This is a genomic window from Cellulomonas aerilata (genome assembly GCF_007991755.1).
Taxonomy (GTDB): Bacteria; Actinomycetota; Actinomycetes; order Actinomycetales; family Cellulomonadaceae; genus Pengzhenrongella; species Pengzhenrongella aerilata.
Genome location: NZ_BJYY01000002.1, coordinates 241,015 through 257,710 on the forward strand (window position 1 = coordinate 241,015; position 16,696 = coordinate 257,710).

The window sequence follows — 16,696 nt, forward strand, 5'->3', positions numbered from 1 at the left end:
GCGCCGACAGGCGTGACGCCGACAGGCCCGACGCCGACACCCGCCGCGCCCTGGCCCGGCGGGTGGCGGCCCCCCGCGGCGGCAGGGGTGAGGATGGACCCCGGGTCCGGGCGTCCGCCGCGGACCGCCGGGGCGCTCCTGCCCCACGAGCGGACGGGGACACACGCATGAGCACGCACGCCGCGACGGCGGCCGGCACGTCGGACGCCGTCTGGCTGCAGACCCTGCCGGACGCCGACCGCGCCGCCGTCGACGCCCTGGCCGAGGGGCTGCGCCGCGCCGTCCCGTCCGGCCGGCTCGGGGTCGCCTTCTCCGGCGGGGTCGACTCCTCGGCGCTCGCGGCCCTGGCCGTGCACGCCCTGGGCGTCTCCCGGGTCGTGGCCGTCCTCGGCGTCTCACCGAGCCTCGCCCACGACGAGCGGACCGCCGCGCACGACGTCGCCGCCCACATCGGCGTCCCGGTCGTGGAGGTGACCACGCACGAGGGGGACGACCCGGCGTACCGGCGCAACGGTCCGGACCGCTGCTTCTTCTGCAAGCAGGAGCTGTTCGTCCGCATCGGCCAGGAGGTCGTCGACGCGCACGGTCTGGTCGCCGTGGCCTACGGCGAGAACGCCGACGACGCCCGGCGTCCGGACCGTCCCGGGTCCCGCGCGGCGACCGAGCACCGGGTGCTGCGGCCGCTCGCCGACGCCGGGTTGGACAAGGCCGCCGTGCGCCGGGTGGCCCGCGCGCTCGCGCTGCCGTGCGCCGACAAGCCCGCCGCCCCGTGCCTGGCCTCGCGCATCCCGCACTTCGAGGAGGTCACCCCCGAGAAGCTCGGCCAGGTCGAGACCGCCGAGTCCGGCCTGCGGCGGCTGGGGCTCGGGGACCTGCGCGTCCGGCACCACGGCGACGTCGCCCGCCTGGAGGTCCCCGCCGCGGACCTCGTGCGCGTGGTGACCGAGCCGCTGCGCGACGACGTCGTGCGTGCGGTGCGGTCGGCCGGCTTCCGCTTCGTCGCCCTCGACCTGGCGGGCGTGCAGTCCGGCGCGTTCACGCTGCCGCTCGTCAGCGTGCCGGCCGCGGGCTCGCCGACGTGAGCGAGCCCTGGGTGCCGCCCGCCGCGCTGACCGACTTCCGCCTCGACCACGACCGGGCCGTCCGGCGCGGCTTCCCCGAGGCGGTCCTGTGCGAGGGCAAGACCGTCGAGCAGGTCGTCGCGATCGCCCGCGAGGTCCGCGACCGCGACGCGCGCACGCTCTTCACGCGCGTGCGCCCCGAGCAGCTGGACGCCCTGGTCGCCGAGCTGCCCGGGTCGCTCGCGGACGCCGGCGCCCGGTTGGTCGCGTGGCCGGGGGAGCCGCCGCCGCCGACCGGTGGGCTGGTCGTCGTCGCCGCCGCCGGGACGTCGGACCTGCCGGTCGCCCGCGAGGCGCTGCTCACCGCGCAGCACCTGGGCCGCGACGCCCGGCTCGTCGTGGACGTCGGTGTGGCGGGCCTGCACCGCGTGCTCGGCCAGCTCGAGCTGCTGCGGTCCGCGCGCGCGGTCGTCGTCGTCGCGGGCATGGACGGCGCCCTGCCGGGGGTCGTCGCCGGACTGGTGGCGGCCCCCGTGGTCGCCGTCCCGACGTCGGTGGGCTACGGCGCCGCGTTCGGCGGGCTGGCGCCGCTGCTGACCATGCTCAACGCGTGCGCGCCCGGGGTCGCCGTCGTCAACATCGACAACGGCTACGGCGGCGGGCACCTGGCGGCGCAGATCGCGGCGCCGGTCGACTGACGGGCGCGCGGGCGTCCCCTTGCGACCGCCTCGTCCAGCGGGTGTCCCCTGGTGGACGACGACGGAGGCCTGCGGGGGTCCGACCGGTGCGGCGGGTGGCGGTTGACGGCCGGTTGACGTGGCGGCCCTAGGGTGGAGACCTTGGCGGGCGCAACGGGGTGGCCCGCCTCATCGACCTCGAGGTGACGACGATGTTGCTCTTCCTGGCGTGCTGGCTCGTGCTGTCCGTGGTCGGAGGTGTCTTCGTCGGCACGGCGATCCACCGCGCGGACGTCCTGGAGTCCCGGCGTTCGCCCTACGGCCGCCCGATCCCGCCGCGCACCGCGACCGGCGGCCCGGGTCCTGCGGCGTACGGGCCGGCGTATCCCGTCGGCGCGGTCGCGACGTTCGACGCCTGGGCCGCCTGAGCGCCTCGCCTCGGGCGTCCCACCGGGTCCTGGCGGGCCCCACCCCGGCGTCGCGACCAGCGACGCCGGGGGTGCCGTGGCGGAGGAGCGCGTCAGCCGCCGAACGTCCCCGTGCGCGCCTCACCCTCCGTGGCGTACCGGGACATCACGACGCCGGTGCCGGACACCTGGCTGTCGAGGAGCCGCAGCCCCTGCGGCGCCGTGCCGTCGCCGTACAGCCGCTTGCCCCGGCCGACCAGCACGGGGAAGACCAGCACCCGGTACTCGTCGACGAGGTCCGTGGTGACCAGCGTCTGGATGAGGTCGCTGCTGCCGTGGACCTGCAGCTCGCGTCCCTCTTCCTGCTTGAGGGCGCGGATCGCGGTCACCGCATCGGGCTCGAGCAGCACCGACCGCTCCCACGACAGGTCCGGCGTGCCGCGGGAGGCGACGTACTTGGTCGCCGCGTTCAGGGGGGCAGCGCCCTCCTCCTCGGAGGCGTTCGGCCAGTACGAGGCGAAGATGTCGTACGTCCGGCGGCCGAGCACCAGGTCGAACGGCACTCCCATCGTGGCGTCCATGAAGGCGCCGACCTTCTCGTCGAAGTGCGGGACCGTCCACCCGCCGTGCGTGAAGCCTCCGCTGGTGTCCTCCTCGGGGCCGCCGGGGGCCTGCATGACGCCGTCGAGGGTGACGAACGTGGTGACGATCAGCTTGCGCATGTCGGTGGTGCCCTTCGTGTGATGCGCCGGTGGCCCCGGCGCGCTGCCCATAGGACGGGGGTGGGCCGCCGGACTCATCGGCGTCAGGACGCCGGGCTCGTCCCCGCGGCATCTCCGACGGCCAGGTCGACCGGCTCGGTCAGCGGTTCAGGACGCTCGCACGTCGTGGACACGGTGACCGAGACGGCGCCGTCGGCGGCGGCCTGCACGGACTCCATGACGTCCAGCACGTGCAGCGCGACGTCGGCGCTCGCGCGGTGCGGCCGGCCGGCCTCCATGGCGACGGCCAGGTCGGCCACGCCGTAGCCGCGCCCGGAGGAGACGTACCCGGCCGACACCGGCAGGACGGCCCACTCCGGGGCGTCACGCGTGAACAGCCGCACGTCGCCGTCGAAGTAGTTGGGGTCCGGCAGGGACAGCGACCCGGTGCTCCCGTAGACCTCCAGGCGCGGCAGGTCCGCCGCCCAGGTGTCGAAGCTCATGACCAGCGTGGTGAGCGCACCGTTCTCGTGCTCGAGGATCCCGGTGATGTGGGTGTCGATCTCGACGTCGAACGACGTCCCGGTGCGCGGGCCGCTGCCGATCTCCCGGGTGGTGCGGGGTCGGGACGACGCGCCGACGACGCGCCGGACCGGTCCGAGCAGGTGCACCAGGGAGGTCAGGTAGTACGGGCCCATGTCCAGCAGCGGCCCGCCGCCCGGGCGGTAGTAGAACTCGGGGTCGTGGTGCCAGCGCTCGTGGCCGGGCGTCACCATGAACGCCGTCGCGGAGTGCGGGACGCCGATGGCGCCGGCGTCCACCGCGGCCCGCGCGGTCTGCACCCCGGTGCCCAGCACGGTGTCCGGCGCGCACGCCAGACGCACGCCGGCGTCCTGCGCCGCGCGGACGACCCCGTGGGCGGCCTCGGTCGTGGCGGCCAGCGGCTTCTCCCCGTAGACGTGCTTGCCGGCCGCGACGGCGGCGAGGGCGACCTCGGCGTGGATGGCCGGGATGGTGAGGTTGAGGACGACGTCGACGTCGTCGGCGGCCAGCAGGTCGTCCAGCGACGTGGCCCGCGCCCCGGGGTGCGCGGCGGCCAGTGCCGCGGCGCGTCCGGTGTCCAGGTCGGCCACGGCCGTGACCTGCACCTGCGGCAGCCGGGAGAACGACTCGCTGTACTGCCCGCTGATCTTCCCCGCGCCGACGATCCCGACCCTCAACGCGCCGCCCACAGCAGTCCCCTCTCGATGATCGTCCGGACGTTCGGGTCCGTCAGGACCTCGACGCGGTGCCCGGGCGTGCTGACGAACACCCGCCCGCGGCCCCACTGGCGGGTCCAGATCGCCGGGCACGTGACCGGCCGGTTCCACGGGCCCCAGGGCCGCACAGCCGTCGTGGTGGTCGCCAGGACGTCGTTGTAGTCGTCGGTCAGCACCCAGTACTGCTCCGTGGTCAGCTCGAAGTCGCCGACCCCCGCGGTGATCGGGTGCTCGGCGCCGGCCGGGGTCATCTCGACCCGGTGCGGGACGTAGTTGTCCGACTGCTCACCCGTGCGGCCCTCGGGTGGCGCGGCAGCGGCGTGATGCGCGAACTGCCCGCCGACGAGCTGGAGGTAGTCGGCGCTGGCCCGGTAGGAGTCGGCGATGCCGCCGTGCCACCCGGCGAGGCCGGTCCCCGCCTCGACGGCCGCGACCAGCCCGGCGAGCGGCTCGCGCTCGATGGTGGTCATGGTCATGCACTGCACGACCAGGTCGACGCCGGCCATGGTGGCGGCGTCCGCGTAGACGTCGGGGGACTCCTCGACCCGGACCTCGAACCCGTTCGCGGTCAGGTGCGGGATGAACAGCTCGGTCGCCTCGACGGGCTGGTGCCCGTCCCAGCCGCCCCGCACGACGAGCGCTTGCCTGGTGGACACCGTGACCTCTTCTCCGACGAGGGCAGCGGAGCCGCTGCCTGCGGCGCACCCACGTGGACCGCCACCGCAGCATGCCGCACGCGTCCGACACCGGCCCGTCGGCGTCCCGGCGTGGCGGTGGGTCTCCCGCGACGACGACCGCCGCACCGGGACCGGCGCGTGGAGCCGGTCGCCCTTGTCGGCGACATGCTGACGATATATCGTCGACAACACGACACGAGAGGAGCCCTCCGATGAGGACCCACGACCACCACCAGCACGGCCACGCGCACCAGCGGCCGCACGACGAGCGGCCCGAGGGCCGCAGGTTCCGCTTCGAGGGACCCGGACCGGACGCCGGCTTCGGCTCGCGACGCGGCCCGCACGGCTACGGGCCCGGCCGTCGCGGCGGGCGAGGAGGACCGCGGGCGCGCGGCGACGTGCGTGCCGCCGTCCTGCTCCTGCTCGCCGAGCAGCCTCGACACGGCTACGAGCTCATCCAGGAGATCGGCGAGCGCAGCTCGGGCGCCTGGACGCCGAGCCCGGGATCGGTCTACCCGACGCTGCAGGCGCTCGAGGACGAGGGGCTCGTGGCGATCGAGCGCGTGGAGGGCCGCCGGGTCGCCTCGCTCACCGAGCAGGGCGCCGCGTACGTCGAGGAGCAGCGCGGCGCGCTGGGCGAGCCGTGGACGACGCCCGGGCGCGACCACACCGCCGCGCTCGCCCTGCGGCGGCAGATCCGGGCCCTGATGGAGGCCGTCGGCCAGGTCGCCAAGGTGGGCACGCCCGCGCAGAACGCGGCGGCGTCCGACGTCCTGGACCGCGCGCGGCGGGACCTGTACCGCGTGCTGGCCGACGACGCGGCGTCGGGGGAGTGAGCCCCGCCGCCCCCCGCCCGGTCCGCCGCACCCCGGCGGGTGCGGCGGACGGCGGGCTGAGGGTCAGGGCACCCGGTACCCGGCGGCCCGGAACAGCTCGTACCACTCGGCCCGGGTCAGCGGGAGGTCCGAGCCGAGGGCGGCGCCGGCGACGCGCTCGGGCGTCGTCGTGCCCAGGACGACCTGGATGCCCGCCGGGTGCCGCGTGATCCACGCGGTCGCGATCGCGATCGCCGGGACGTCGTACTGCGCGGCGAGCCGGTCGATCACCGCGTTGAGCTCGGGGTAGGACTCGTTCCCCAGGAACGTGCCGTTGAAGAAGCCGGCCTGGAACGGCGACCACGCCTGGAGCGTGATGTCGTGGAGCCGCGAGTAGTCCAGCAGACCGCCGCCGTCGAGGACGACCGACTGGTCGAGGCCGACCATGTTCGCCGCGACGCCCTGCGCCACCAGCGGCGCATGGGTGATCGACAGCTGCACCTGGTTCGCGACCAGGGGCTGACGGACCGACCGCTTGAGCAGCTCGATCTGCGCCGGCGTGTGGTTGGACACGCCGAAGGCTCGGACCTTGCCGGCCGCCTCCAGCTCGTCGAACGCACGGGCGACCTCGTCCGGCTCGACGAGCGCGTCCGGACGGTGCAGCAGCAGGACGTCGATGCGGTCGGTGCCCAGCGCCTCCAGCGACCCCTCCACCGACTCCACGACGTGCTCGTAGGAGAAGTCGAAGTAGGGCCCGTCCCGGACGATCCCGCACTTGGTCTGGATGGTCCACGCGTCGCGCTCCGACGGGCTGAGCTGCATCGCCTCCGCCCACCGGCGCTCGCACCCGTGCAGGGTGGAGCCGTAGACGTCGGCGTGGTCGACCATGTCGATCCCGGCGTCGCGGCCGGTCCGCACGAGCGTGCGGACCTCGTCGTCGCTCTTGCCGTCGATCCGCATGAGCCCCATGACGACGTTCGAGGCGGAGATGCCCTCCGCGAGGTCGACGGAGCGCATCAGGCGGCCGAGAGGGCGGCGACGTCGTCGGCGGACAGGACGAGGTCCGCCGCCCGGGCCGAGTCCTGGATGCTGGTCGGGCGGGAGGCGCCGGGGATGGGCAGGACGACCGGCGCGAGCGCCAGCTCCCACGCGAGCGTGACCTGGTAGACGCTGACGCCGTGCGCGTCGGCGACCTGCTGGAACGCCGCGTGGCGCGAGGCGAGCTCGCCCGCGTTGGAGATGCCGCCCAAGGGCGACCACGGCAGGAAGGCGATCCCGAGCTCGGCGCAGTGCTGCAGCTCGCCCAGGCTCGAGCGGAACGCCGGGGAGAACTGGTTCTGCACGGACACCAGGCGGCCGCCGAGGACGGACCGGGCCTCGTCGATCTGCGCCACGTCGGCGTTGGAGATGCCGGCCATCTGGATCACGCCCTCGTCGAGCAGCTCGGCGACCGCTCCGACGGAGTCCGCGTAGGGGACCGCCGGGTCGGGGCGGTGGAACTGGTACAGGCCGATGGCGTCGACGCCGAGCCGCTGCGCGGACGCCTTGGCCGCCGTCTTGAGGTACTCCGGGCGACCGTCCTTGGTCCACGAGCCGTCACCGGGGCGCAGGTGCCCGCCCTTCGTGGCGATCAGGACGTCGGAGACGTCGCCGCCCCAGCTGCGCAGCGCCGAGGCGATGAGCTCCTCGTTGTGGCCGACCTCGTCGGCGTGCAGGTGGTAGGCGTCCGCGGTGTCGATCAGCGTGACCCCCGCCTCGAGGGCGGCGTGGATCGTGGCGACCGACCGCTCGGTGTCGGGGCGCCCCTCGATGGACATCGGCATCCCGCCGAGCCCGATCGCGGACACGGTCCGGTGGCCCAGGCTTCGCTGCTGCACGGCTTCCTCCTGCTGGTGGGTGTCCTCACGACAGTAGGTGGGCCGACAGGCGGGCGCTTGCTGGATGCGGCACGGTAGCGACCATGGCAACCAAGCTGACCTTCGAGGGCGTGGACACGACGGTGGAGCTCGAGGACCACGCCGTCACCCTGACCGGCGCCACCACTGCGGCACGCACGGACGACAACGCCGGCGGCCCGCCGGCCGGTGAGGGCCCCGTGGTGATCCCCCGCTGGGAGATCGCGTCGGCCACGGTGAAGTCGGCGACGCTGCTGGGCTACGGCACGCTGACGATCACGACGAACGCCGGGCTCGAGTACGCCGTCCGGTTCAGCCGCGACGCCGAGGACCGGTTCGGCAACCTGGCCGAGATCATCGGCTGACGGCCGGGCGGGGTCCGGCGGCGACCGCCCCCGTCAGTCCTCGACCCACTCCAGGAGGTCGCCGGGCTGGCACTCCAGGACCCGGCACATGGCCTCGAGCGTGCTGAAGCGCACCGCCTTGGCCCGTCCGTTCTTCAGCACGGCGACGTTCGCGGGCGTGAGACCGACCCGCTCGGCGAACTCACCCACGCTCATCTTGCGCCGGGCCAGCTCGACGTCGATGCGCACGACGATCGCCATCAGATCACCGCGTCCATATCGGTCCGCAGGCTGGCGGCCTGCCGCAGCAGCGCCCGCATGACCACCATGAGCAGCACGACGACACCGCCCACCAGGACGAGCCCGGCGAGCAGGATCGGCACCCCCGGGTCCCGCAGCTCCGGGGTCACGTAGATCGTGGCCACGAGCGCGACGCACGCGCCCAGGAGCAGCACCCAGGCGCCGGTGACCGCCCAGACGATCGCGTCGACCCAGGCGAACGCGTCCCGGCTGAAGATCCGGTCGGCCTCGACCATCGTGAGCAGCTTCCAGGTCGCGACGATCACGACCTCCACGGCCAGCAGCACCAGGACGGCCACCGCCGTCAGCGGCCACCGCAGCGCGGCGAGCGCGGGCTCCTCGGACGCCATGTGGGCGAACTGGCCGGGCCAGGACAGCGTCTGCCCGACGACGGCGGCGACGAACAGCAGGACGAGGAGGACGCGGAGGAGCCGCACCGCCTGGTGTGTCAGGTTCATGTGCCGAGTTTCGGCAAGGATCTATCGAATGTCAATCGACTCGACTAGTGTTCGCCGTCGCGGTCCTGTCGGCCCGCGTGAGATCGCGAAGGGCACACCGTGACCATGAAGCTCCTCCTCGTCGTCCTCGGCGTCCTGATCGCCGTCCTCCTCGGGGCCGCCGCCGTCGTGGCGGGAGAGGCGGACGACTCCCCGGGCCTCCAGGGGCTGGGCGTGCTGCTCGCCGGGGGTGCGCTGGTCCTCGGCGTCCGGTCGGTGCGCCGGGGCAGGCAGCGGTCCTGACGCGCGGGGAGCGGGGGCTGCCGGTCGCCGGAGCACCCAGCCGCTGGACCCACCTGATCCGCGCGTGCCGCGTCACGCCGCACCGTCGTCGTCCGGTCGGTGCCCGGAGAGCTCTCGGCCTGCGGCGTCGGTGAACACCCACCGGGCGCCCTGCCGGTGGATCTCGATCCCGCGCGTGTGCACGTAGGTGTGGTGGTGCCAGCACAGCAGGATTCCGTTGCTGACCGAGGTGCTGCCGTGATCGCGTGCCCAATGTCGGACGTGGTGACAATCCGACAACGTCGGTGGTGCGCTGCACCCGGGGAACCGGCAGTGCCGGTCGCGGGCGATGATCGCATTCCGCCTCGCCCGGGTGAACGTCCGTTCCGCCCGGCCCACGTCGAGGACCTCGGACTTCGGACCGAATATCACCCGGTTCAGCTCCCCGTCGCACGCCAGCCGGTCCAGCAGAATGCGCGGAACCGGAGTTCCGTCCTCGAACTGCGGGCCGTGCAGCACGCTCTGCGCCCGCAATAGCGGTGCCGATTGCGCCGTCGTTGCTGGCGCCAGCCCCGGGAGTGGGAGCCCGTTCTGCCGGGCGATCGCTCGCTCGTTGACGGCCTGCAGCGTCTCGTAGGACACCAGCACGTTGAGCCGGGGCCGTGACGCGCGTCCCTCCCCGGCCAGGCCCTTGTCCAGCACCAGGTTCGCCAGCACCCCGACCGCTCGTGCGCGCCGCTGATCGGCGGTGGTGGTGTCGCCCGCGGCGGGGACGGGAGTGACGGCCTCGAGTGCCGTCACTAGCGCCTGCCCGACGTCCACGGTGAGGAACCCTTGCACGTGGTACCCGCCGAGCGTGGGTGAGACCTGCAGGTGCTGACGTTCGTACGCCTGCACGTACCCGCGGTCGTCCGCGTCGGTGTCGGCGGCCGCTGCCCAGTGCCGGACGACGGTGCGCAGGTCGTCGACCGTGTTGAGCTTCGCCTGCCGGACCAGCCACGCCTCGTCGCACTCAACATCTTGGCTGCTCAGCGCCACGCGCCGCCGCTCCGTGGTCGGTGCCAGCGCGGCGAGCACGTGCGCATGCTCCACCCCGATCTCCCCACGCGCGGCCGCGGCAGCGGTCAGCGGAAGGTCGTCACGCAGGGTCCGACCGAGGCGCACCTGCGCCTGGGCGGTGCGGACGCTGACGTCCAGCCGGCGGGCGGCCCACCGGACCAGCGACCGGGACTCGACCGACCAGATCCCGTCCGCTTCGACCACCGCAAGCATCCGGGCCTGCACCACCCCCAGCCGGCTCGTCGCGGCTGCGACCCCCGCGGCGACCACCGCCGCCTCACGACCGTCCACCCGGCCGTCCGACCGAACCAACGAGGCCGCGGCATCGGCCACCGCCTCCAACGCCGCCAACAGCTCCGCGACCTCCGGACGCACCGCCGACAGGTCCGTGCCGGTAACACGCGGCGAGGTGACGACGCCGGGAAGGGCGGACTCGTCGTCGTCCACGACACCCACCCCTTCCCGGCGCCTGCACCGATGCGACTTTCTTGTTCCCCATTCTAGGGGGACCCACTGACATTCCCAGCGGCCGGACAGGGACTGTGGACAAGCCGTCGTCGGGCCACCTGTGGAGACATCAGCACTTGCGGCACGCGCGCCGCGGAGGGGAAAAGCGCAGGAGGCCACCTCTCGGGAGAATCACCGGCACAGGTACGCGCAAAAGTCCGTGGAGGGCACGTGCCGCTGACATGTCCCGCCCATTCGGCGCTCGCCCTGTGGACGATGAGGCGCGCGCGCAGGTCGGCGGTCCGCCGGACGCCGTCGGACACGGAGGCTGCGCGCGCCCCGTTCCCGCCCGGTCGCGTGTCAGCCGTCAATTCCCCGCTTCCTCCCCGCCGCCCCCCCCGGACACACCACGGGGCCCGACGCGGTCGCGGCGCCGGAGCGCGCGACCCCGCCGGGCCCCGGGGAAGAGGACTACGCGGGCTCGCGCTGCGTGAGTTCCCGCGCACCGACCTGCGCCTGGACGGCGAGCTCGATCGACTTGAACGCGTGCTCCTGCGTCATGGCGTCCTCGGTCCGCTGCAGGCAGTCCAGGACCAGCTGGCCGAAGAACGGGTACCCGACCTTGCCCGACACCTGGTAGTGCGTCTCGACCTCGCCGTTGGCGAGGAACAGGTGGCCGGGACCGTCCTGGGTGCCCAGGTTCATGTACTTGCGCTGCTCGATGAAGCCCTCGGTACCGAGGATGAACGTGCGGCCGTCGCCCCAGGTCTGCAGCCCGTCCGGGGTGAACCAGTCGACCCGGAAGTACCCGGTCGCGCCGGTGTTCGTGACGATGTTGGCGTCGCCGAAGTCGTCCAGCCCGGGGTGCTCGGGGTGGGCGTAGTTGGCGATCTGGCTGTTCACGACCTCGCCGTCGGTGGACCCGGTGTAGTGCAGGATCTGCTCGACGTTGTGGCTGCCGATGTCCGTGAGGATGCCGCCGTACTTCTCCTTCTCGAAGAACCACGCCGGACGCCCGCCGGCGTTGAGGCGGTGAGGGCCGAAGCCGACCACCTGCAGCACCCGGCCGATCGCGCCCTGCTCGATGAGCTGGCCGGCGAAGACCGCGGTCTCCACGTGGATCCGCTCGGAGTAGTAGACGGCGTACTTCTGCCCCGTCCGCTGCACCGCCTCGCGTGCCGCGGCGAGCTGCTCGAGCGTCGTCAGCGGGGCCTTGTCGGTGAAGTAGTCCTTGCCGGAGTCCATCACGCGCAGGCCCAGGGCGGCGCGCTCGCTGGTGACGGCCGCCCCGGCGACCAGGCGCACCTCCGGGTCGTCCAGCACCTCGTCCTCGGCCCGGGCGATCCGGACGTCGGGGAAGCGCGCGCGGTAGGCCTCGGCCTTGGCCGGGTCCGGGTCGTAGACCCACTTGGGCGTGGCGCCCGCCCCGACGAGGCCCTCGCTCATCCCGTAGATGTGGCCGTGGTCGAGGCCGATCGCCGCGAAGACGAACTCGCCGGTGCCGACGACCGGGTCGGGCATGGGGGCGGGGGCGTAGCTGCCGCCGTCGGTCGTGCTCATCGGTTGTCCTCCTGGTTGGCCGGGGCCGTGGCCCCCGAGACGCTGATCGGGCCGGACTGGTCCCTGACGGACGCCGTCTTGGCGAAGAACCGGGGCGCGCGCTCGGTGAGGGTGCCCGGCTGGTAGTACGGGTCGTCGGCCGTCAACGGCAGGTCGACGGTGCGGCGCTCGATCCCGGCCTGGTAGATCGCTGTGATCAGCTCGATGGTCCGGCGTCCGTCGTGGCCGTCGATGGCGGGGCGCCGGCCCGTCTCGAGGGCGGTCAGGACGTCGTCGATCTGGCCCTGGTGACCGGTGTGCGGCAGCGGGTCGAGCCCCGCTGCCAGGTCTGTCAGCTGCGCGACGAGCCCGGTGTTGCCGCCGGGCAGCGGGAACCCGTTGGACTGCGTGACCTCGGCGACGACCTCTCCGTCCAGGCTCACGCTCGCCTCGCGCCCCTGGACGACGATCCGCTGCTGCTCCCCGTGGTGGACCACGGAGCTCGTGATGGTCGCCAGGGCGCGCTGGTAGGCCAGGACGGCGACCGACAGGTCCTCGATCTCGGCGTTCTCGTGCGCGGCGTTGGTGAGCACCGCCGTGACGGACTCCGGTGCGCCGAGCAGCCACAGCAGCAGGTCGACGTGGTGCACGGCGTGGTTGAGCGTGCAGCCCCCGCCCTCCTGCTCCCAGGTCCCGCGCCACCACAGGTCGTAGTAGGGGAGCCCCCGCCACCACGCCGAGTCGACGGCGACGTGCGAGACGGCCCCGGCCAGGCCCGAGTCGATCGCGGACTTGAGCCGGACGACGTCGTCCCGGTACCGGTTCTGCGCCACGGAGGAGAAGATCGCGCCGCCGCGGCCCTCGGCGGCGAGGATCGCGTCGCACGCGGCGAGGGACGGGGCCATCGGCTTCTCGCAGAGCACGTTCACGCCGGCCTCGAGGAAGTCGATGCTGATCGCCTCGTGCGTGGACGGCGGGGTGCACACGCTGACGAGGTCGATGTCGCCGCGGGCGATGACCTCCGGGTGCGAGGCGTACACCGTCGCCTCGTCCAGGCCCAGCTCCTGCTGGAGCGCCTCCGCCTTCGCGGGGTTGAGGTCGCACAGCGCCACGATCGTGCATCGATCGCGGAGGGCCTGGTAGGCGCGGATGTGGGACGGGGAGATGTTGCCGGTGCCGACGACGGCGACCTTGATCATGTTCCTCCTGCTGCTCCGTTGCGGCTCTCGGGACGGGACGCCTCGACGTCGTCGTCCTCGAGCGACCCTAGGCGAAGTGCGGCAGGCGGGTCGCGAGGTGTCCAGCGCGAGGCCCGGCACGCAGAAGGGCCGGTCCCGGACCGGGGCGTGTCCGCCGCGGTGCGCCGGGCATGCCGTCGCCCGGTCGCCGCGGGTCAGCCGCCGTGCCCGGCAAGCCGCCGGGCACGCCGCGCGAACGGCCGGAACCCGAACAGGTCGCAGACCTCCACCGCGCGGGCCAGCTCCGCCTCCGCGGCAGGGTCGCCGAGCAGCGCCAGCACGCCTCCGCGGTACAGCGACACCGGACCGAGGATCGTCGTCCCGGCCCACAGGACCACCACCGTGTCCCCGTACGACCTCAGTGCGGGCAGCATCCCGGCGGCCCGCTCGGCGTCCCCCAGCTCGAGGTACACGTCGGTCAGGAGGACGGTGCGGACCGGCTCGCGGACGCCCGCACCCGGCTGCTCGAGCAGCCGGTCCGCGGCCGCGAGCGCCGCCTCGCGGCGCCCGGCCTGGGCGTGCGCCTGCGCGAGCACGCCGAGCCAGCCCGGGTCCACGGTCGCCGCCAGGTCGACGACGTCGGGGACGACCTCCGGCAGCCGCCGCTCGTGCCAGGCGATGATCCCCTCCACCGTCTGGCGGGACATGCGCGTGACGTCGGCCGCGGCCGGCGAGACGGTGGGGGCGGTGGCGACGGCGTCGTCGGCGAGCCGGCGGGCCTCCCCGTACGAGCCCTGGGCGAGCGCCGTGCCGGAACGGACCCACAGGTCCAGGAGCAGCAGGTCGCCGTCCCCGCGCCGTGCCGCCAGGTCCGTGAACCGCCGGGAGACGGCGGCGGCCTCGTCGGGACGGACGGTCTCCGTCAGCGCGCAGCGCAGCAGGTGCAGCGCCGTCGCCGCGGTGACGTCGTCGTCGGCGTCGGCGAGCAGGGCGCGGGCCAGGTCGACCCGGCGCTGAGCGTGCGCGGGCGTCCACGTGCTGACGAACCGGGCGACCGTCGCGCGCGCCCGGGCCGACGGGCGCTGCCCTGCGGCCGCCTCGGCTGCGAGCGCCGGCTGCTCGCCGTCGGGATGGCCCTCCGTGGAGCGGTGCACCGACCAGGCGGCCAGGACCTGGGCGCGCAGGTCGGGGTCGAGGCGGTCCGCTCGTGCCGCGGCCTCCGCGAGGAGGTGGCGGTCCACCGCGGCGGGTGCCCCCACCGACGCCCAGTAGCCGCCCAGCCCCCCTCCCGCCGAGGCGAGCGCGGCGCGCGCGAGGCGCTCGTCGTCGCCGGCGGCGCGGGCGGCGTCGGCCGCCGAGGCCAGCGCCGCCGAGCTGTCCTCGAGCAGCCCCAGCCGCCGCAGGGCCCGGCCGCGCGTCAGGTCGAGGTCGGCGACCAGGGGCAGGTCGGCGCCCGGCACGTGCCGCAGCCCCCGCGCCGCCAGGTCCGCGGCGTCCGCGTCGCCCGCGCGGTCCAGCGCCTCCTGCGCCGCCCGCAGGCAGGCGCGCGCCGCGTCGGCGTCGACCGCGCCCAGGGCCGCCTCGCTGCGGTGCACGGCGATGGCGGCCGCCGACGTGGCCGCCGCCGCACCGGCGCCGAGCGCGTCGGCGAGCCCGCGGTGCAGGGCGGCCCGGCGCCCGGGGTCCAGCTCGCCCAGCGTCACGTCGCGGACGAGGTCGTGCGCGGGCCGCAGCCGCCCCGGCGCCGGCTCCACGAGCAGGCCGGCGCGGACGGCGGCGCTCGCCGCCGTGCCCACCGACGCGGCGGGCTCACCGAGCGCGCCGGCCACGATCCCCACGGCCGTGTCGCCCGCGACGGCGACGGCTTCCAGGACCGCCCGGGCGTCCGCCGGGAGCGCCCTGAGGCGCAGGCGCAGCACGTCCCGCACGCCGGCCGGCACGACCGCCCGTGCCTGGGGTGTGCCGGAGGCGGACCGGGCCACCTCCGGCGTCGTGCCGGCCAGCGCCGCGAGCTCGGCGACGAAGAAGGGGTGCCCCGCCGAGCGTCGTGCCAGGTCCCGGGCGTCGGCGGCGTCCGGCGTGCGTCCGGTCACGACCGCGGACAGCTGCCCGACCTCGGCCTCGTCCAGCCCGCCGAGGAGGAGCCGCCGGGCCCCCGGGCGGCGCGCCGCCAGGGCGAGCACGCCGCCGACCGCGGGGTCACCGGTGGCCTCCTCGCGGCAGGTGAGCGCGAGCAGCACGGGTGCGTCGCGCAGCTCCGTCAGGACGATCTCCAGCACCCGCAACGAGTCGGGGTCGGCCCACTGCAGGTCGTCGAGGGCGACGAGCAGCGGGCCGTCCGCCGCCCGGGCGGCCAGCCGGCGGGTGATCTCGACGCCGACGGCGAACCGGCCGCCGGCGTCGCCGCCCTCCAGCGGGGGCAGCCCGCCGAGCACCTGCTGCCACGGCCAGTACGGCGGCGCGCCGCCGACCTGCGAGCAGCGGCCCCAGCGCACGCCCAGCCCGCGCCGGGCGGCGAAGGCGTCGACGAGACGAGTCTTGCCGATGCCCGGCTCCCCGGTGACCACGACGGCGGTCGTCGCACCGGCGGCGGCATGGCGCCAGGCGGAGTCCAGGGCCGACAGCTCGGCGGCGCGGCCGACGAACCCGTCCGCCGGGAGGTCGGCATTGCCGCCGACGTCGTCCTCGCGGTCACGCCTCCCCGGGTCGTCGGCTGCGGGCGTCCGAGCACCCGAGGTCCGCGGACGCAGCGCCGGGTCCTGGCGCAGCAGCGCGCGCTCGAGGTCGCGCAGGTCCGGCGACGGGTCCACGCCGAGCTCGTCGGCGAGGCGCTCCCGCGTCGCCCGCAGCACGGCGAGGGCGTCACCCTGGCGACCACCCTGGTGCAGGGCCCGGGCGAGCAGGGCCTGGGTGCGCTCGCGCAGCGGGTGCTCGGCGGCGACGGCGAGCAGGTCCGGCACGAGCGCCGGGCCGTCGCCCGTCGCTAGCACGACCTGCGCGAGCTCCTCGACGGCCAGCAGCCGCAGCTCCTCGAGCCGGGCGACCAGCGGCTCGACGGCGGGGACGTCGGCCACGTCTGCGAAGGGGCGTCCGGACCACTGCGTGAGCACGTCCCGCAGTCGCCCGGCGACCTCGGGGGCGGCGCCGGTCGCGAGGTCCGCCAAGGCGTCCCGCAGGCGGTCCTCCAGCCGGTGCACGTCCACCGCGTGCCGGGGCAGCACCAGGGCGTACCCGCCGCCCCGGCTCACCACGACGGCCGCGTCGCGCGCCGGCGTGCCGGGTTCGAGCCTGCGGCGCAGCCGGGCCACGTGCCCCTGCAGCGTGGTCGGCGCCGTCGGTGGCGGGTCGCCCCGCCACAGCTGCTCGGCCAGGGCCCCCGCCGGGACGACCCGTCCGTCCGCCGCCGCGAGCAGCGCCAGCAGCTCGGTGGGGCGAGGTCCGCCCAGGTCCACGGGGACGCCGTCGCGCAGCGCCTGGGTCGTCCCCAGCAGGCGGAGCTCCACGGCCACGACGGGAGCGTACGGGCGCTTCCGGGACGCGCCCGGGGTGGCGCGCCGCGGGGCCGCGGGCCGGCGGGCACCTCACCGGACCTCGACGGGCGCGAACCGGGGGCACCGG

17 protein-coding genes are annotated in these 16,696 nt (G+C 75.0%); 6 read left to right on the forward strand and 11 right to left on the reverse strand.

The features are described 5' to 3' along the window. Window positions 1-167: 167 nt before the first annotated feature. From larE to CAE01nite_RS04300, 3 genes are all read left to right on the forward strand, one after another. On the forward strand, window positions 168-1,082 hold the full coding sequence (gene larE / locus CAE01nite_RS04290) for an ATP-dependent sacrificial sulfur transferase LarE (RefSeq protein ID WP_146900441.1): 915 nt from the start codon (window positions 168-170) through the stop codon (window positions 1,080-1,082). Continuing rightward, window positions 1,079-1,759: a nickel pincer cofactor biosynthesis protein LarB gene (gene larB, locus CAE01nite_RS04295; protein ID WP_146900444.1), complete on the forward strand. Its 681-nt coding sequence runs from the start codon at window positions 1,079-1,081 to the stop codon at window positions 1,757-1,759. Before larE ends, larB begins: the two co-directional genes overlap by 4 nt. Window positions 1,760-1,950: 191 nt before the next feature. Further along, window positions 1,951-2,166, forward strand: coding sequence for a hypothetical protein (locus CAE01nite_RS04300; RefSeq protein WP_146900447.1), 216 nt, complete (start codon window positions 1,951-1,953; stop codon window positions 2,164-2,166). Window positions 2,167-2,258: 92 nt separating this feature from the next. Here CAE01nite_RS04300 and CAE01nite_RS04305 read toward each other — a convergent pair whose 3' ends face one another. The 3 genes from CAE01nite_RS04305 to CAE01nite_RS04315 form a co-directional block, all read right to left on the reverse strand. Further along, entirely contained in the window at window positions 2,259-2,867 is a 609-nt protein-coding gene (locus tag CAE01nite_RS04305) for a dihydrofolate reductase family protein (protein WP_146900450.1), read from the reverse strand. 83 nt (window positions 2,868-2,950) lie between these two features. Further along, window positions 2,951-4,078, reverse strand: a complete 1,128-nt coding sequence (locus CAE01nite_RS04310) for a Gfo/Idh/MocA family protein (protein WP_146900453.1) — start codon at window positions 4,076-4,078, stop codon at window positions 2,951-2,953. After that, window positions 4,063-4,761, reverse strand: coding sequence for a ThuA domain-containing protein (locus CAE01nite_RS04315; RefSeq protein ID WP_146900456.1), 699 nt, complete (start codon window positions 4,759-4,761; stop codon window positions 4,063-4,065). The genes CAE01nite_RS04310 and CAE01nite_RS04315 overlap by 16 nt, the downstream gene beginning before the upstream one ends. A 233-nt stretch (window positions 4,762-4,994) precedes the next feature. Here CAE01nite_RS04315 and CAE01nite_RS04320 point away from each other — a divergent pair, with 233 nt between their 5' ends. Next, entirely contained in the window at window positions 4,995-5,618 is a 624-nt protein-coding gene (locus CAE01nite_RS04320; protein WP_146900459.1) for a PadR family transcriptional regulator, read from the forward strand. A 63-nt stretch (window positions 5,619-5,681) separates the two neighbouring features. Here CAE01nite_RS04320 and CAE01nite_RS04325 read toward each other — a convergent pair whose 3' ends face one another. Together CAE01nite_RS04325 and CAE01nite_RS04330 are read right to left on the reverse strand one after the other, a co-directional pair. Beyond that, window positions 5,682-6,614 carry an aldo/keto reductase gene (locus CAE01nite_RS04325; RefSeq protein WP_146900462.1) on the reverse strand — a complete coding sequence of 311 codons (933 nt, stop codon included), beginning with the start codon at window positions 6,612-6,614 and terminating at the stop codon, window positions 5,682-5,684. Further along, window positions 6,614-7,474 (reverse strand): aldo/keto reductase, encoded by an 861-nt coding sequence (locus tag CAE01nite_RS04330; RefSeq protein ID WP_146900464.1) that lies wholly within the window; start codon window positions 7,472-7,474, stop codon window positions 6,614-6,616. Before CAE01nite_RS04330 ends, CAE01nite_RS04325 begins: the two co-directional genes overlap by 1 nt. A gap of 83 nt (window positions 7,475-7,557) precedes the next feature. Between CAE01nite_RS04330 and CAE01nite_RS04335 the strand changes: the two genes are divergently transcribed. Continuing rightward, complete coding sequence (locus CAE01nite_RS04335) at window positions 7,558-7,857, forward strand: hypothetical protein (protein ID WP_146900467.1); 300 nt, start codon at window positions 7,558-7,560, stop codon at window positions 7,855-7,857. Window positions 7,858-7,890: 33 nt separating this feature from the next. On the opposite strand, the gene CAE01nite_RS04340 is transcribed toward CAE01nite_RS04335, so the two are convergent. Together CAE01nite_RS04340 and CAE01nite_RS04345 are read right to left on the reverse strand one after the other, a co-directional pair. Further along, window positions 7,891-8,097: a helix-turn-helix domain-containing protein gene (locus CAE01nite_RS04340; protein ID WP_146900469.1), complete on the reverse strand. Its 207-nt coding sequence runs from the start codon at window positions 8,095-8,097 to the stop codon at window positions 7,891-7,893. Further along, window positions 8,097-8,594 carry a DUF2975 domain-containing protein gene (locus CAE01nite_RS04345; protein ID WP_146900472.1) on the reverse strand — a complete coding sequence of 166 codons (498 nt, stop codon included), beginning with the start codon at window positions 8,592-8,594 and terminating at the stop codon, window positions 8,097-8,099. Before CAE01nite_RS04345 ends, CAE01nite_RS04340 begins: the two co-directional genes overlap by 1 nt. Window positions 8,595-8,693: 99 nt before the next feature. Between CAE01nite_RS04345 and CAE01nite_RS04350 the strand changes: the two genes are divergently transcribed. Next, window positions 8,694-8,876: a hypothetical protein gene (locus CAE01nite_RS04350; RefSeq protein ID WP_146900475.1), complete on the forward strand. Its 183-nt coding sequence runs from the start codon at window positions 8,694-8,696 to the stop codon at window positions 8,874-8,876. Between the two features lie 72 nt (window positions 8,877-8,948). Here the strand turns inward: CAE01nite_RS04350 and CAE01nite_RS04355 are convergent, their stop codons facing one another. The 4 genes from CAE01nite_RS04355 to CAE01nite_RS04370 form a co-directional block, all read right to left on the reverse strand. Then, window positions 8,949-10,361, reverse strand: a complete 1,413-nt coding sequence (locus tag CAE01nite_RS04355) for an HNH endonuclease signature motif containing protein (RefSeq protein ID WP_146900478.1) — start codon at window positions 10,359-10,361, stop codon at window positions 8,949-8,951. Between the two features lie 471 nt (window positions 10,362-10,832). Then, window positions 10,833-11,921 carry a Gfo/Idh/MocA family protein gene (locus CAE01nite_RS04360; protein ID WP_146900481.1) on the reverse strand — a complete coding sequence of 363 codons (1,089 nt, stop codon included), beginning with the start codon at window positions 11,919-11,921 and terminating at the stop codon, window positions 10,833-10,835. Next, the gene (locus CAE01nite_RS04365; protein ID WP_146900484.1) at window positions 11,918-13,099 is read right to left on the reverse strand and encodes a Gfo/Idh/MocA family protein; all 1,182 of its coding nucleotides are present in this window, start codon (window positions 13,097-13,099) and stop codon (window positions 11,918-11,920) included. The genes CAE01nite_RS04360 and CAE01nite_RS04365 overlap by 4 nt, the downstream gene beginning before the upstream one ends. A gap of 194 nt (window positions 13,100-13,293) precedes the next feature. Beyond that, complete coding sequence (locus CAE01nite_RS04370; RefSeq protein ID WP_146900487.1) at window positions 13,294-16,587, reverse strand: ATP-binding protein; 3,294 nt, start codon at window positions 16,585-16,587, stop codon at window positions 13,294-13,296. Between the last annotated feature and the right edge of the window lie 109 nt (window positions 16,588-16,696).

What these genes read in the sequence shown, in the direction of transcription:
- CAE01nite_RS04305 (WP_146900450.1), bottom strand. Translation starts at nt 2,867, where the DNA reads ATGCGCAAGCTGATCGTCACCACGTTCGTCACCCTCGACGGCGTCATG.
- CAE01nite_RS04340 (WP_146900469.1), bottom strand. Translation starts at nt 8,097, where the DNA reads ATGGCGATCGTCGTGCGCATCGACGTCGAGCTGGCCCGGCGCAAGATG.
- CAE01nite_RS04320 (WP_146900459.1), top strand. Translation starts at nt 4,995, where the DNA reads ATGAGGACCCACGACCACCACCAGCACGGCCACGCGCACCAGCGGCCG.
- CAE01nite_RS04325 (WP_146900462.1), bottom strand. Translation starts at nt 6,614, where the DNA reads ATGCGCTCCGTCGACCTCGCGGAGGGCATCTCCGCCTCGAACGTCGTC.
- larE (WP_146900441.1), top strand. Translation starts at nt 168, where the DNA reads ATGAGCACGCACGCCGCGACGGCGGCCGGCACGTCGGACGCCGTCTGG.
- CAE01nite_RS04365 (WP_146900484.1), bottom strand. Translation starts at nt 13,099, where the DNA reads ATGATCAAGGTCGCCGTCGTCGGCACCGGCAACATCTCCCCGTCCCAC.
- CAE01nite_RS04360 (WP_146900481.1), bottom strand. Translation starts at nt 11,921, where the DNA reads ATGAGCACGACCGACGGCGGCAGCTACGCCCCCGCCCCCATGCCCGAC.
- CAE01nite_RS04345 (WP_146900472.1), bottom strand. Translation starts at nt 8,594, where the DNA reads ATGAACCTGACACACCAGGCGGTGCGGCTCCTCCGCGTCCTCCTCGTC.
- CAE01nite_RS04300 (WP_146900447.1), top strand. Translation starts at nt 1,951, where the DNA reads ATGTTGCTCTTCCTGGCGTGCTGGCTCGTGCTGTCCGTGGTCGGAGGT.
- CAE01nite_RS04335 (WP_146900467.1), top strand. Translation starts at nt 7,558, where the DNA reads ATGGCAACCAAGCTGACCTTCGAGGGCGTGGACACGACGGTGGAGCTC.